A 14,543-nucleotide genomic window follows, 5' to 3' on the forward strand; every position below is an offset into this window, starting at 1 on the left:
TCAAGACTATGGCGGTGGGTGTGGCAGCGTCCACGCTTTTTGGTGGCTTCGCATGGGCAGCCGATGGTGGTGGCGGATCTACCGGTGGTCAAACAGGTGGATCAGGATTCACCTCTCGGGTTCACGGGCTGGCACACGCCGATCGGCGTGTGCAGAAAAAATACCCTCGGCAGTGCTGACTGAAGCACTGCCGAGGTATAGATAGTCAAATTTTAGAAACTGCGTCCCGTAAAACCTTGCTCGCGAGCAGGCTTACCAAAAGCACGGGTTAAGCGACCGGTATCCGCGGCTTGAGAAGCGATATGCTCAGTAAAAGCCATAACTGGCTGATTAGGATTGCGCAAATCGTAATACTTCTTAACTTCTTCATCAAAATCATGCAGAGCTGCAGTCATGCTTTCTGTTTCATTATCAGCAGGATAACGGTTTTCGAAGAACTGCAAAGAACGATCCATGCGCGGCTTAATCTGAGGATCCTGAGAAGGACGTCCAATAGCTAAACCGAGCACAGGGAAAGTGCGCTCTGGCAGGTTTAGCAAATCAATTACTGCTTGAGAATCATTTAAAATAGAACCTAAAATAACCGTTCCTAAACCAAGAGATTCAGCAGCTGTTTCCATAGCATGCAGAGCTAAAACAGCATCATTTTGCTCCTGAGTAAAAGTGTAATCAGAGTCTAAAGTAATCGTATCCTCTGCAACCCCTGCCTCACGTGCAATGCGAAGGTTGCGGTGGTCATCGATAATAAAAATGTAGAGGAGTGGAGCCTGCGCAATATACGGCTGATTGCCAATCTCAGCCAAACGCTGTGCCACAACCTTATCGCTAATGCGAATCGCGGACCATGCGTTAAAGTACTGACTGGTTGCAGCCTGCTGAGCGGCGCGCTCGAGCGTTTCGCGCTCATCCTCGCTAATCGGCGTATCCTCGAAAGCGCGAATCGTGCGGCGGGTGAGCAAAGTATCTACAGTAGGGTTGTGAACAATAGCCATAATACGCATACTAATAAAGCCCTTACCTTGAGGGTAAGAGCTTTAAGCATTGAGTGAAAATTGCGTGCCTACTTTTTGCCGTTCTTCCGTGCGGCGCGCGTGTGACGGTACTTTACGAAACTCTCTGAACCTCGCTGCGACAAATTCGTGAGCAGAGAACCGAGCGCAGCCGAAAGAGCAGCAAAAATCATAGAGGCAATAATGCCGTCGGCTAAATCGTTGCCATCGTCATTCACAGCCTTCGCACCCAAAACCTTGCGCTTACCGCGCTTCCATAAGGTTTCAGACAGCTTGTCTGCAATAATACCTACGACAGCTGGGATGCCAAACTTGAGCAGTTTATCGAAAGCATCGTCTGGATTGCTTTTAATCTGCGTGCGCAGGGTATTAACCTTCGTATCGACCTTGCGCAGCTGCTCGACGGCCTGCGGTTGGGAAGTGCCTTGCGAAGTATCTGATGTGTGCTTGCTCATGTCTCTTATTATCGCATAGCAAGCATACTTCGTTGCACTCTGCTCATTCTTTGTTAGTATAAAAGGGTGAATCAACGAGGACGTTTATTTTTATTGCGCCATGGTCAAACCATGTGGAGCGAAACAGGACAATATACCGGTCGAACGAATATCCCGCTAACTGCAGGGGGAGAGCAGCAGGCTGTGGCTGCAGGTCAGCGTTTGCGGGCGTTTGGCGCTCGCATAAAGAGCGAGAACGTGTATGTATCGCCGCTGCGTCGCGCGCAGAAAACGGCTGAGCTTGCCGGTTTCTCTTCTTTTGTGATCGATAATAATCTGGCTGAGTTTGATTACGGTCCAGCAGAAGGTCGCACGCGCGCTCAGATAGCAGCTGCTTTGGGCGCGGACACATGGAATATTTGGGATATTGGACCGCTGAACCTGCCAGAAGAGCTGCAAGGGACGCGCGTAGAGAAGATCGATAACTTTGGCGACATCGAGGTCGTTGCGGGAGTTGGCGAGTCAGCGCATGAGGCTGCGGTACGCGTTTCTGAGCTGATCGATAAGGTTATGCCGAAGCTGATGGCTGGTGAGGATGTTCTGTGTGTAGCCCACGCTCATATTTTGCGTATCTTGACGACGCAATGGCTTGATTTATTGCCAGAGCATGCGCGCAACTTCCGTTTGGATACGGCTCATTTCTGTGTGCTGGATTGGCATCATGAGGATAGGGTTGTGGCGTACTGGAATTTGTAGAGGTTTCTCTTCTTTTTTGACGAGATTTTGACGATTCACCTCGTACTACACGTTTAAGCCAAAAGTTTTGGCTTGTTTCTGTAGTACGAGGTGAATTGTTATGTGGGCCAATCAAAATCTCCAAGAATCTCCGGGAATAAATTTGCCAAATAAAAGTTGAGTGATGTAGACTCAAGTTTAGGAAAGCAAAAAAGTTGAGTATAAACAAATCAACTTTGAAGCTTCGATGAACGAGAAACGTAAAACGCAAAGACTTATAAGAAAGGATGCACATTATGGGTCGCGCAGTAGGTATTGATTTAGGTACAACAAACTCCTGCATTGCAACATTGGAAGGTGGTCAGCCAACCGTTATCGTAAACGCAGAAGGCTCCCGCACCACCCCATCGGTTGTTGCTTTTAGCAAGTCCGGCGAAATTATTGTTGGTGAGGTAGCAAAGCGTCAGGCAGTAACCAACGTAGATCGCACGATTTCTTCTGTGAAGCGTCATATGGGTACTGACTGGACCGTGAAGATTGACGATAAAGAATGGACTCCACAGGAGATTTCCGCTCAGATTCTTATGAAGCTCAAGCGCGATGCCGAGGCATACCTCGGCGAGCCAGTAACCGATGCAGTTATTACCTGCCCTGCATACTTCAACGATGCTCAGCGTCAGGCAACTAAGGATGCTGGTACCATCGCTGGCTTGAACGTGCTTCGTATTATTAACGAGCCAACCGCAGCAGCTTTGGCTTACGGCCTCGAAAAGGGCAAGGAAGACGAACGTATTCTCGTCTTCGATTTGGGTGGTGGTACCTTCGATGTGTCCCTGCTTGAAATTGGTAAGGATGATGAGGATGGCTTTGCGACCATCCAAGTTCAGGCAACCAATGGTGATAACAAGCTCGGCGGTGACGATTGGGATCAGGCTATTATCGACTGGATCGTAACCGAAGTTAAGAACAAGTACGGTGTAGATGTTTCTAAAGATAAGATTGCAACTCGCCGCTTGAAGGAAGCAGCTGAGCAGGCAAAAAAGGAGCTGAGCTCCTCAACATCCACCACAATTTCTCAGCAGTACTTGGCTATGGCTCCTGACGGAACTCCAGTACATTTGGATGAGACTTTGACTCGTGCAAAGTTCGAAGAAATGACTTCTCATCTCTTGGAACGCACCCGCAAGCCATTCAATGCAGTACTTGCAGACTCTGGTATTTCTGTATCTCAGATTGACCATGTGGTGCTCGTAGGTGGTTCTACTCGTATGCCAGCCGTGCAGGAACTCGTAAAGGAGCTTACTGGCGGTCGCGAAGCTAACAAGTCCGTAAACCCAGATGAGGTAGTGGCTGTTGGTGCAGCAGTTCAGTCCGGTGTTATTAAGGGCGACCGTAAGGACGTTTTGCTTATTGACGTTACCCCATTGAGCCTTGGTATTGAAACCAAGGGCGGCATTATGACTAAGCTGATTGAACGCAACACTGCTATTCCAACCAAGCGCAGCGAAGTCTTCTCTACCGCAGAAGATAATCAGCCAAGCGTTTTGATTCAGGTTTACCAGGGTGAGCGTGAATTCGCTCGCGATAACAAGCCACTGGGAACCTTCGAATTGGGCGGTATCGCTCCAGCACCTCATGGTGTGCCACAGATTGAAGTAACCTTCGATATTGATGCAAACGGTATTGTGCACGTATCTGCAAAGGATAAGGGCACAGGTAAGGAACAGTCTGTAACCATTTCCGGCGGTTCTGGCCTCGATAAGGACGAAATCGATCGCATGGTGAAGGAAGCTCAGTCTCACGAAGCAGAAGATAAGAAGCGTCGTGAAGAAGTGGATACCCGCAATCAGGCTGAAGCATTTGCATATCAGACTGAAAAGCTTGTTTCTGAGAACAAGGATAAGATTTCCGAAGAACTTGCTTCCGATGTAACCGCTAAGACCAATGCTTTGAAGGAAGCCTTGAAGGGCGAGGATATCGAAGCTATTAAGACTGCACAGTCTGAGCTGATGACTGCTGCACAGAAGATTGGTGAGTCTTTGTACTCCCAGCAGCAGGCAGAAGGCGCAGCAGGTGCTGCCGGCGCTGGTGCAGCAGGAAACGGTGCTGCAAACAATGGCGGCGATGATGATGTAGTAGATGCTGAAGTAGTGGACGACGACAAGGAATAATATGTCTGAATTCAATGCAGAGGACTATGTGAACGGTATGGATGATGTGGATAAGCTTGCCAATCAAGAAAAGGTTGAACAGACTGATCACACGTCTCCTGCCGAGCAGGTAGAGGAAACTGAGAAAGCTTCTGAACCATCACGAGAGAACTCCCAAGAACAGTCTCAAGACGCTCAGTCTCAAGACGCGAGCGAAGACAGTCTTACCCCGCTCGGTAAAGCGAAAGCAGAAGCAGCTGAGTATCTCGAAGCTCTTCAGCGTGAACGCGCTGCTTTTGTGAACTTCCGTAACCGAGTATCCAAAGAGCAGGATCGTTACCGCGAACATGGCGTGGTTGATGTGCTCACAGCATTACTTCCAGCTCTTGACGATATTGATCGTATTCGCGCGAACTCGCAGATGGATGACTCTTTCAAGGCAGTAGCTGCCAAGATAGATAAGACTTTCGGAAAGTTTGGCGTAGAAAAATTCGGTGAGGCGGGCGAGGACTTCGATCCAACGCATCACGAGGGCATTTTGCGCAAGCCAGATGCCGATGCTTCACACGAAACGGTTGATACTGTGGTGGAAGCTGGCTACAAGATAGGCGACCGAGTTATTCGAGCAGCTCGCGTTGTTGTAGCAGTTCCTCAAGATAACGAGTAAAGAAAGTATGGCGGTTGGCTACGGTCAGCCGCCATTATTCTAAAAGTGTTCTTAAACGTGTATATAACAAAAACAGCTGTGTATAACCAGTAAGGAGGAGTCATGGCTGAACAAGATTGGCTAGGAAAAGACTTCTACGCAGTTCTGGGAGTCTCTAAAGATGCTGATGATAAAGAAATATCAAAAGCTTTCCGTAAATTAGCGCGAAAATATCATCCGGATTCTCATCCAGGAGATGTCGCTGCCGAGGAAAAATTTAAGGAAATTTCCGAAGCATACGAAGTGCTGAGCAATAAAACAGAACGTCAAAAATACGATGCAATCCGCTCTTTCGGTGCTGGAGGCGCTCGCTTTGCAGGCGGATCGGGGGCTGGCGGATACGAAGATATTTTCGGTTCAATGTTCGGCGGCATGGGGTCAGGTCATGGCGGATACTCGTCCATGAACTTCGGCAGCATTAATCTCGAAGATTTAATGGCGCAAGCTCAAGGTGGCTTTGGTGGTAATCCGTACGGTCAGCCGCGTCGTTCCGGTTTTTCTTCATATAATCCGTATGAACCGCAACCTGAACCTGTTAAAGGTGAAGATCGTAAGGCAAGCGTGAGCTTAAGCTTTGAAAAAGCTGTGCGAGGCGCGACAGTATCGCTCAATATTAAAGGGGAAAGTTTCAAAACTAAAGTTCCAGCAGGTATTCATGATGGCCAAAAAATTCGTGTTGCTGGCAAAGGTAAGCCGGGAACTAATGGCGGAGCACACGGAGATCTGTATTTAACTGTGAAAGTTAAAGACGACCCAGTTTTCCATATGGAAGGCATTGATTTAGTGCGTTCCGTGCCGGTTACTGTGGCTGAAGCAGCTTTAGGTGCGAAGATTTCTGTGCGTGATTTTGCCGGAGAGCAGGTTGAAGTAAAAGTACCGTCTGGTTCAACAACAGGTACGCAAGTGCGCGTGAAAAAGCACGGAGTAAAAACAAAGAAAGCAACTGGCGATTTGATTGTGCGCTTGGACGTGCAGATACCTACGAAGCTTGGCTCGGACTATAAGAAAGCAGTTAAGGCTTTTGACGAGGCTACTGCTGATTTTTCTGAAGAGATTGCACAGCAACGCTTAAGCTAGGATCTGCTTGCATAGCGATGCTCAGAGAGAATCTTCTCGAAAAGACAAGCAGCAGAGCGCTATGATCGTAAGAGAAGAAAACTGATGGATAAGGATGAGACAGAATGGCACGGCTTGATAGGCAAACCAAACAAGCGTACGTTGCTTGCGCTCAGGCAATAACCGAGGGGCGCATAGACCTTGATGCTGCTGATGCTTCTGGGTTCAGCGTTGATCAACCCGTGTTTTCTGTCTCTCAAGCAGCTCAACTTGTTATTATTCATCCGCAAACATTGCGCCAATACGACCGTTTAGGATTAGTTGTTCCGCAACGCACAGAAGGCGGCTCTCGCCGTTATGCATTACGTGATATTGATCGACTTATGATCACCCAACATTTAGTTCAAGATGAGTCGATTAATTTAGCAGGTGTTTCGCGCATTTTGCAGTTAATGGAAGAAAATCGCCAACTGCGCAGACAGGTACGTCGTCTAAAGCAGCCAGAAGGAGCGAGTGTCTTTACTGCAGGTATGGATGGTGAAGTGGTGGAAATTCTGCGTTCGAACCGCGAGCGGGCGCAGGCGATGGCTCAGGCGCGTGGTCTTGGCGTGCATGCTGCGGGTGAAGATGGTGTGGAACGTGTGGGAGCACATGGTGTGCGTCCTGCTCGAGGTCGATTTTTGCCACGGGGAGCCTCGGCGAGCTTTACGAGAGAACTGACGTCAGCGCCGAGTGAAGATGTTCTTGGCTCTGATGAGGACTTTAATGTGCCTTTTACTCAGGTTTCTCAGGAATATTCCCAACTGTATTAGATAGGCTCTTGGGATTTTAGCATAGCCTAGTTCGGCTCGTTGTATTTGCTTATTCTTGCGGCAGATGGGAGCTTGAGCGGTTCATAGAACATGACTTGCTCTAGCACTTCATGATTCGCACACGAACGAGGACTTCAATCATTGTAAAAGTGGACGTGAGTATTGTGCGCGTGCAACGCTAGCAGCTTTCAGGAACGTATGAGAGCTGATATCACATGAAAAATCGACGCCAAAGTTGTGAGCGCTCCGTGCTCACAACTTTGGCGCACCTGCAACCCACAAACCTACAAAACCCGCTAAGTCAGATGAACCATTAAACAGAGAAATCACTGCACAGTTGGTGAAGCTGTTGTATTGCGCACAAGCAACTGAACCGGCACAATATCGTGTGTGGCAGCTGAGTTGTCTCCCTCAATTAAACGTAATGCTTTGTGCGCTGCTTCCGTGGCCAAATCAAGTGGCTTTTGCTTAATTGTGCTCAATCCCACCTCTCCTGAGAAGGTGGAATTATCGTAGCCTAATACCGAAATATCTGATGGAATGCTCATTCCCAGTTCGCGATACTTAAAAATAAAAGGAATGGCTAAAGAGTCTTGGTGGAAGAACAAAGCTGTAGAACGACCAGCATCCGTAGTCATGATTTGAGAATATACAGCATCAAAAACATCATCTCCGTTAGGAATAGTAACCAACGAAAAACTCAGATTCTCGCGCTTACAAGCTTCTTTGAAACCATCAACACGCGACCATGAGCTAAAATGGAGTTCTCGCTCAAATTCTTCGAAGCAGTACGTTAAATGAGTGTGCCCTAATTGTTTTAAGTAACGCACGCCAATAGAGGTGCCTTCATAATCATCAATACTTACCGAAGCTGTATAGCCAAGCGTATCGGCAACATTAATGCCGACAATAGGCAGATGGGCATCTTGTAAACGTGTGACTTCATCGGAACTAATACCGAAAGAAGACACTACAACAGCATCTACATTGCCGCGTAGAGGAAGCGTGTCAAAGAACTCTTTTCTCTCTTCCAAAGTAGTAATAGGGAAGATAATTAAATCATAATGAGCTGTGCGGAAGACGTTGTTTAAGCCCTCAATAATACGTCCTGTGAACCAGTCAATCTTGCTTGATCCCACAAGAAAAGCAATACGTTTAGCTTGTCCGGATTTTAAGACACCCGCCGAGCGAGAAATATAGAAGTCAAGAGATTCTGCCACTGCGAGGACTTTGGTGCGTGTTTTGTTAGAAACTCGATCTGGGTGAGAAAATACTCGAGAGACGGTAGCAGTGGAAACGCCTGCAGCTTGTGCAACATCACTGATACTTGCTTTCATTATGCCCTCTCTAGTCCTCTCGTATTTTCATGGCTCGACACGCCGTGTGCTACAGAAATACTATCACAAAAGCCTTAAATAATGTAACCGATTACAAAATAACAGTAGAAATGTAAAGATTTTTGCAAAAAATGCTTCCAAACTTGCAAACACTGTGTATAGTTAGAGGTGCAAGAAATTGCACTTACATTGAGGTAAGGAGAGGAAATGCAATTTAAAAAGATAATGGCAGGCGCTATTGCAACCGTTAGCATTATTTCTATGCTAGGTGCATGCTCGAGTGCTGCAAAGGGTGTAACAGATACCAAGAAAGATAAGGGTCTGGATGTTATTGGAACGAATATTAAGTACGATCCAAATCACTTGGTAAATAATGGAAAGCCAATTACGCTCGAGTATTGGACTTGGTCCGATGGTGGTGTTGATCCTGTGTATTGGCTGTCTAAGGATTACTCCAAGATCTATCCGAACGTTACTATTAAGATTAAGAAGCAGACGTGGGAAGATTATTGGACGAAGTTGCCTTTGCAGCTCAAGGGCAAGAATGGTCCTGCAGTCTTTAATGTGCACAATTCTTACGATTCTGTGATTCGCCCATATGCTGCTGATTACGATATTGATAAGACTGCTCTTGATGCAGATTATCCAACAGCTGCAGCGCATGAAGATGAAAATGGCAAAGTAAAGTATATCGATTCCGTTATTAATACAGGTAATATTTACTACAACAAGACCATGTGGAAAGCTGCTGGTTTAACCGATGCAGATATTCCAACAACATGGGATGAATTCATTGAAGTGGCAAAGAAGCTCACGAAGTTCGATGGTTCTAAGATGACTCAGGCGGGCTTCAATATTAATGGTGGCGCATATGCAGCTATTTACCAGGGCTTGAATTATCAGAAGGGCGAACTTCTCTTCGACTCCACTGGTAAGAAGGCAAACTATAACAACAAAGCTACGAAAGAAAATATGCAGTTCCTCAAGGATTTGTATGAGAAAGATAAAGTGGGCTCTGCTGATTTTGGTAATGAGTATTCGGATTCCTTTGGTCAAGGTCAGACTGCAATGGTTTATGCATGGGGTTGGCTTGAAGGAACTATGAAAGACAAGTATCCAGATATTGATTACGGTGTATTTGCTACCCCAACCTTCAGTAAAGATACTCCTTTTGCTTATGATCGCTATAACGGTGAATCAACTCCAGGTATTAATAAGAATCAGTCTAAGGAACAGCAAGCGGTTGCTCAGGACTTTGTGAAGTACTTGTTGGCAAACGATGATTACGTGCGTAAATCTGTTGAGGGATTGAACTCCTTCCCAGCTAAAGCAAATCTTCAAAATGACCCAGAAATTTTGAAGAGCCCTGTTATGCAGGCTATTCAGCCGCGTGTATCGCGCTTAATTTGGCCTGGTCCAGCTCCTGCAACAGTAGAAACTTCTGGCAAAGTTGCTTTCGAAAATGTTATGCATAATGGCATGTCTATTGATGAGGCTGTGAAAGAAGGTCAATCAACAATGGACAAGGATATGAAGGGGTCGAACTTCATGTCGGCAGAAAGTAAGTACGAGTTCTACGACGAGCATAAGTAAAACCGTAGGTGCAGTGCGGGGGAGCATGGGAAAATACGAGCTTCCCCGCACAATAATGACAGACGTGTTAAGCGGTTAGGAAGAGAAGATGAATAAGAAAGGTTTATTCGCGAGTGCTGGACGCTCAGTTTTATCGCGAATTTTTACCTTGAGGAATATGGCGGTTACTTTCCTCGTTGTGTATTTTGCTATCTTTTTAGCGTATCCAATTTTTAAGGCGTTTGCGGGAAGTCTGCATAATTGGAATCCTCTCAACGATACATATGAGTGGGTTGGATTTGAAAACTATACAGATATTCTTACCGATAAGCTGTTTTGGACATCCATGGCGAATACGGGAGTATTCTTGGGATGGTCCACAGTATTTCGAGTAGTTCTTGGTTTAGGTTTGGCATTGTTACTGAGCTCACGTCTTGTGCGCGCGAAAGATACATTGCGTGGATTGTTCTACATGCCAACTATTACGCCACTTGTAGCGGTGAGTTTCGTATGGTTATGGATGTTTGATCCGCAGTTCGGCATGATCGATAAAGTAACTGGTCTGCATATTAACTGGTTGCACGATTCTAAGTGGGCTATGCCTGCTGTGATTATTATGACAATCTGGAAAGATTTTGGTTATGCTACCGTGCTGTATTTAGCAGGTATTATGAATCTTCCTCGCGATGTGTATGAGGCAGCCTCGATTGATGGTGCTAATAGCGTGCAGACTTTCTTCCGCATCACCTTGCCTTTGCTTAAATCCACCACGTTATTCATTGTTATTACTTCTATGATTAGCTATTTACAAGCCTATGTGCAGTTCTTGGTTATGACAGAAGGCGGTCCAGGAACTTCTACATATACTATTAGCTATTTAATTTTTGATCAGGCATTTAATAAGAATAATTTTGGTATTGCATCTGCTCAGGCTGTTGTTTTATTCCTCTTTACGGGAATTCTTACATACATCATGTTTAAGGTCTCGGGCGATACGGAGGTGTTGTCATGATGAAAAATCCAAAAACAGCACGTACTATTGGTTCGGTTATTCTTACCGTTCTCCTGTTCGTTGTGGCATTGATTACTATTGTTCCATTCTTGTGGATGTTTATTTCCTCATTCGCTCCCAATAGCGAAATTGTGAAAATTAACGGTGGCTTATTCCCAACGCCTTCTACTCTCGATAACTATGTGAGCATTCAAGAGAACTTTAACTTCTTGCGCTTGTTTGGTAATTCGGTTTTTGTGGCAACGGTAAAAACTGTCATTATTATTTATACATCTGCTTTGCTTGGTTTTGTTTTTGCAAAGATGCGCTTCTTCGGCAGAGATTTCCTCTTTGCTATTGTGATGAGTACCATGATGATTCCGTGGGCTGTGACCATTATTCCTCAGTATGAAATGATGGTAAGTTTTGGCTGGTTAGACTCATATAAAGCGCTGATTATTCCTGGTTTAGTATCCGGGTTTGGTATTTTCTTATTCCGTCAGTCTATTTCAGGTATTTCAGATGAACTGATCGAAGCTGCACGCTTAGATGGGGCCAGTGATACACGTATTTTCCATAGCTTAATATTGCCGTTAAGCCATAATACTATTGCTGCTCTTGCTATTTTTACTTTCTTATGGAACTGGGAAGATTATCTATGGCCATTCCTGATGATTACAGATGAAAGCAAGCAGTTATTGGCTGTAGGTTTGAAAGCTTTTAACGGTCAGTATGGTACGGATTACGGCGGATTATTTGCAGCAACATCCTTGGCAATCGTTCCAGTCATTATTGTTTATATGGTCTTCCAAAAGCAGTTTATCGCTGGCATTGCTACGGGAAGTTCTAAGTAAATCTTTCTAAGCATGTGCGGGCCGTTAGATAGTTCCAAGATAATCTAGCGGCCCTTATCATGTTCGGCATATCGTCATGAAATGCAAACGTTGCCAGAAAATATCAGAAGTATACGGTCAAAATTTTCAAGTTATCTCTATATAAGAGTTACAATATAAGATATAATATAACTAAGTAAAAATGAAAACGTTATCATCTTTCTCTGTATATCTCAACCAATAGTAAGAGAAGAGGCGCAGTTTTCACGCATACGAAGCGAAGGAGCTAATATGACAGCCCAAGGAAATGGTGCTTTTGCTGAATTTGAAAAGATGTGCAATCCTGTAATGGATAGTCAGCGCGTTATTGCTGGCGATAAGTGGCGCATCGGTGTTATAACAAATTCTATGCTACGTTTTGAGTGGTCGGAATCTGGTGTTTTTGAAGATAAGCCAACGCAGGTTGTGGTCAATCGTAATATTGACGATGATGTAACCATTAACGTAACCGAGCGCGACGGCTTGCTTATTATTGACACAGGCGAGTTATATGTAACCTACAATAAGCAGCCTTTCAGCAAAGAGGGCTTAAGTGTTGTGGTAAAGCACTTGACAACCTCACAGTTCAACACATGGCATTATGGTGATGACACTCCAGGAAATTTGCGCGGAACTACACGAACTTTGGATACGATTAATGGTCGTACCGAGCTTGAAGAAGGTATTTTATCTATTGATGGTTGGGCAATCCTAGATGATTCTCGCTCGAATGTTGTGTCCTATGAGGGAGCTTCTCCAAAAGCGGCTTTCGGTGAAGACAATATTAATGCCGGCGGATGGCGTATTTCCTCGCGAGATCATGAAGAAACAGATTTTTACTTCCTTGGTTATGCGCATAACTACAAGCAGGCTATGCGTGACTTCTTTAAGCTAACCGGTCCTCAGCCTTTGCTGCCACGATGGTCTTTGGGTAACTGGTGGAGCCGTTATTTTGCTTACAAGCAGGATGAATACTTGCAACTGCATGACCGCTTTAAGAAGGAAGGTATTCCTTTTACCACAGCCGTTATTGATATGGATTGGCATATTACCGATATTGAGGAAAAGTACGGTTACGGTTGGACTGGGTACACATGGAATACTGAGCTGTTCCCAGATCATGTGCAGCTGCTTTCTGATTTAGCAGACCGCGGTTTGAAGACCACGCTGAACGTACATCCTCGTGACGGTGTGCGCGGTTACGAGAAGCCATATAAAGAGCTTGCTCAGAAGGTGGGAATTGATCCGGCAACTGATGAAGCTGTGGAGTTTGATCCAACGAATCCTGCATTTGTGGATGGGTATTTCGATATGCATCACGAGTTGGAAGATGAAGGCGTTGACTTCTGGTGGCTGGATTGGCAGCAGGGTGGCGTAACTCGTCAGCCTGGTTTGGACCCTTTGTGGCTACTGAACCACGTGCATTATATTGACTCCGCACGCAATGGCAAGTGGCCTTTGACCTTCTCGCGTTACGCAGGGCCTGGCTCGCATCGTTACCCAGTGGGATTCTCGGGCGATTCTATTGTGTCTTGGGAATCCTTGCAATTCCAGCCTGAGTTTACTGCTCGCGCATCGAATATTGGTTTTGGCTGGTGGAGCCACGATATTGGCGGCCATATGATGGGCTACCGCGATGATGAGCTCGAAGTGCGCTGGTATCAGTATGGAGCATTCAGTCCAATTAACCGCTTGCATTCGAGTAACTCGCCATTTACAAGCAAAGAGCCATGGAACTTCCGACCAGAAGTACGTTCGGCTATGGTGGAAGCCCTCCAGTTGCGTCACCGCTTCATTCCATACCTCTACACGATGAATTATCGTGCTCATAACGAGGGTGAACCACTGGTGCAGCCAATGTATTGGAGTGACCCAGAAAACGAAGCGGCATATAGAGTGCCACAGGAATTCTGGTTTGGTACCCAGCTGGTTATGGCCCCAATTACCACACCATCAGATAAGAACGTTGCGCGTGCGAAAGCAGATGTGTGGCTTCCAGCTGGCGAATGGTTCGACTTCTTCTCAGGACGCCGCTACGTTGCAGGGAGCAATGGACGTTCATTAGAAGCATGGAGAAAGCTGGATCGTCAGCCAGTATTTGCCCGTTCTGGTGCAATCGTGCCACTGGCGCAGTTGGGTGAGGGTGAGGCTATAAACTCGGTGGCTAACCCGCAAGCTTTGGAGGTGGTGCTCTTCCCGGCAACCGATGGTGCTACCAATGAGTTCACTCTGGTCGAAGATAATGGCCAGTTTAACGATGCTCGCCAGGGCAAGAACGCACGCACACGTTTCACGTGGAACGGCTCTGCTCTTACCATTAGCGCGGTAGAAGGAGATGCTGAAGCTGTGCCAGCACAGCGCACATGGACTCTTACTGTGCGCGGTGTAGACGATTTGGGTGAAGCTGCTTTGAGTGGTGCTCGCGTGGTCGCCTACAACTACGATGCAGAAGATATGAGCGCTAGCTATGTGCTCGAAGCTGTTGCAACTGACACAGACGTGCATGTTGAGATTGCTGGCGTAAAACCTGCTGAAAATCCTGTGGCAGAAGACACACGTAAGATGCTTCTGGACACTCAGATTGCCTACAATATGAAGGATGCTGTGTATCAGGTGGCTTTGAGTGGCGATATTGCAGAGCTGGCTGCTATTGGAGCTAAGCGTTTCGATTATGAATACGGTCTGCACGGCAATAGTCAAGAACATAGCGTGGGCTTGCGCATTCCATCTGCTATTGAGTCGGCAGTCAAGGAAATTATGTTGCGCTCTTAAAATCTAAAACGCAATAATGGCGGTGGACGATATCATATATCTCCGCCGCCTTTGTTGTATGCTAATCAAGAGGTCTACATAAAAAGTAAAGGATAA

Annotated in this window: 12 protein-coding genes; 9 read left to right on the forward strand and 3 right to left on the reverse strand. The window is 46.1% G+C overall.

All coding sequences use genetic code 11. The features are described from left to right. Nucleotides 1-212: 212 nt before the first annotated feature. Together HMPREF2909_RS08235 and HMPREF2909_RS08240 are read right to left on the reverse strand one after the other, a co-directional pair. Nucleotides 213-992, reverse strand: coding sequence for a nitroreductase family protein (locus tag HMPREF2909_RS08235; RefSeq protein ID WP_373604531.1), 780 nt, complete (start codon nt 990-992; stop codon nt 213-215). Nucleotides 993-1,060: 68 nt separating this feature from the next. After that, nucleotides 1,061-1,465: a DUF4235 domain-containing protein gene (locus HMPREF2909_RS08240; protein ID WP_071415892.1), complete on the reverse strand. Its 405-nt coding sequence runs from the start codon at nt 1,463-1,465 to the stop codon at nt 1,061-1,063. Between the two features lie 66 nt (nt 1,466-1,531). Between HMPREF2909_RS08240 and HMPREF2909_RS08245 the strand changes: the two genes are divergently transcribed. From HMPREF2909_RS08245 to HMPREF2909_RS08265, 5 genes are all read left to right on the forward strand, one after another. Beyond that, a complete protein-coding gene (locus HMPREF2909_RS08245) occupies nt 1,532-2,200 on the forward strand; it encodes a histidine phosphatase family protein (protein ID WP_034298194.1) in 669 nt (222 codons plus the stop codon). 275 nt (nt 2,201-2,475) lie between these two features. Beyond that, nucleotides 2,476-4,350 (forward strand): molecular chaperone DnaK, encoded by a 1,875-nt coding sequence (dnaK, locus tag HMPREF2909_RS08250; protein WP_071415893.1) that lies wholly within the window; start codon nt 2,476-2,478, stop codon nt 4,348-4,350. Between the two features lies 1 nt (nt 4,351). Next, nucleotides 4,352-4,996: a nucleotide exchange factor GrpE gene (gene grpE / locus HMPREF2909_RS08255; protein ID WP_071415894.1), complete on the forward strand. Its 645-nt coding sequence runs from the start codon at nt 4,352-4,354 to the stop codon at nt 4,994-4,996. A gap of 102 nt (nt 4,997-5,098) precedes the next feature. After that, the gene (locus HMPREF2909_RS08260) at nt 5,099-6,112 is read left to right on the forward strand and encodes a DnaJ C-terminal domain-containing protein (protein WP_071415895.1); all 1,014 of its coding nucleotides are present in this window, start codon (nt 5,099-5,101) and stop codon (nt 6,110-6,112) included. 104 nt (nt 6,113-6,216) lie between these two features. Beyond that, nucleotides 6,217-6,903: a heat shock protein transcriptional repressor HspR gene (locus HMPREF2909_RS08265; protein WP_071415896.1), complete on the forward strand. Its 687-nt coding sequence runs from the start codon at nt 6,217-6,219 to the stop codon at nt 6,901-6,903. Between the two features lie 326 nt (nt 6,904-7,229). Here the strand turns inward: HMPREF2909_RS08265 and HMPREF2909_RS08270 are convergent, their stop codons facing one another. After that, nucleotides 7,230-8,240 (reverse strand): LacI family DNA-binding transcriptional regulator, encoded by a 1,011-nt coding sequence (locus HMPREF2909_RS08270; protein ID WP_071415897.1) that lies wholly within the window; start codon nt 8,238-8,240, stop codon nt 7,230-7,232. 207 nt (nt 8,241-8,447) lie between these two features. Here HMPREF2909_RS08270 and HMPREF2909_RS08275 point away from each other — a divergent pair, with 207 nt between their 5' ends. The 4 genes from HMPREF2909_RS08275 to HMPREF2909_RS08290 all read left to right on the forward strand — a co-directional run bounded on the left by HMPREF2909_RS08275 (nt 8,448) and on the right by HMPREF2909_RS08290 (nt 14,447). Next, complete coding sequence (locus HMPREF2909_RS08275; RefSeq protein ID WP_071415898.1) at nt 8,448-9,833, forward strand: extracellular solute-binding protein; 1,386 nt, start codon at nt 8,448-8,450, stop codon at nt 9,831-9,833. An 88-nt stretch (nt 9,834-9,921) separates the two neighbouring features. Then, nucleotides 9,922-10,824, forward strand: coding sequence for a carbohydrate ABC transporter permease (locus HMPREF2909_RS08280; RefSeq protein WP_071415899.1), 903 nt, complete (start codon nt 9,922-9,924; stop codon nt 10,822-10,824). Next, entirely contained in the window at nt 10,824-11,657 is an 834-nt protein-coding gene (locus tag HMPREF2909_RS08285; protein ID WP_049217082.1) for a carbohydrate ABC transporter permease, read from the forward strand. The genes HMPREF2909_RS08280 and HMPREF2909_RS08285 overlap by 1 nt, the downstream gene beginning before the upstream one ends. A 270-nt stretch (nt 11,658-11,927) precedes the next feature. Then, entirely contained in the window at nt 11,928-14,447 is a 2,520-nt protein-coding gene (locus HMPREF2909_RS08290) for a glycoside hydrolase family 31 protein (RefSeq protein WP_071415900.1), read from the forward strand. Nucleotides 14,448-14,543: the final 96 nt, after the last annotated feature.

This window comes from Alloscardovia sp. HMSC034E08 (assembly GCF_001813415.1).
Lineage (GTDB): Bacteria > Actinomycetota > Actinomycetes > Actinomycetales > Bifidobacteriaceae > Alloscardovia > Alloscardovia omnicolens.

Coding starts and splice junctions, on each gene's coding strand:
- HMPREF2909_RS08235 (WP_373604531.1), bottom strand. CDS start 992: ATGGCTATTGTTCACAACCCTACTGTAGATACTTTGCTCACCCGCCGC.
- HMPREF2909_RS08240 (WP_071415892.1), bottom strand. CDS start 1,465: ATGAGCAAGCACACATCAGATACTTCGCAAGGCACTTCCCAACCGCAG.
- dnaK (WP_071415893.1), top strand. CDS start 2,476: ATGGGTCGCGCAGTAGGTATTGATTTAGGTACAACAAACTCCTGCATT.
- grpE (WP_071415894.1), top strand. CDS start 4,352: ATGTCTGAATTCAATGCAGAGGACTATGTGAACGGTATGGATGATGTG.
- HMPREF2909_RS08260 (WP_071415895.1), top strand. CDS start 5,099: ATGGCTGAACAAGATTGGCTAGGAAAAGACTTCTACGCAGTTCTGGGA.
- HMPREF2909_RS08265 (WP_071415896.1), top strand. CDS start 6,217: ATGGCACGGCTTGATAGGCAAACCAAACAAGCGTACGTTGCTTGCGCT.
- HMPREF2909_RS08270 (WP_071415897.1), bottom strand. CDS start 8,240: ATGAAAGCAAGTATCAGTGATGTTGCACAAGCTGCAGGCGTTTCCACT.
- HMPREF2909_RS08275 (WP_071415898.1), top strand. CDS start 8,448: ATGCAATTTAAAAAGATAATGGCAGGCGCTATTGCAACCGTTAGCATT.
- HMPREF2909_RS08280 (WP_071415899.1), top strand. CDS start 9,922: ATGAATAAGAAAGGTTTATTCGCGAGTGCTGGACGCTCAGTTTTATCG.
- HMPREF2909_RS08285 (WP_049217082.1), top strand. CDS start 10,824: ATGAAAAATCCAAAAACAGCACGTACTATTGGTTCGGTTATTCTTACC.
- HMPREF2909_RS08290 (WP_071415900.1), top strand. CDS start 11,928: ATGACAGCCCAAGGAAATGGTGCTTTTGCTGAATTTGAAAAGATGTGC.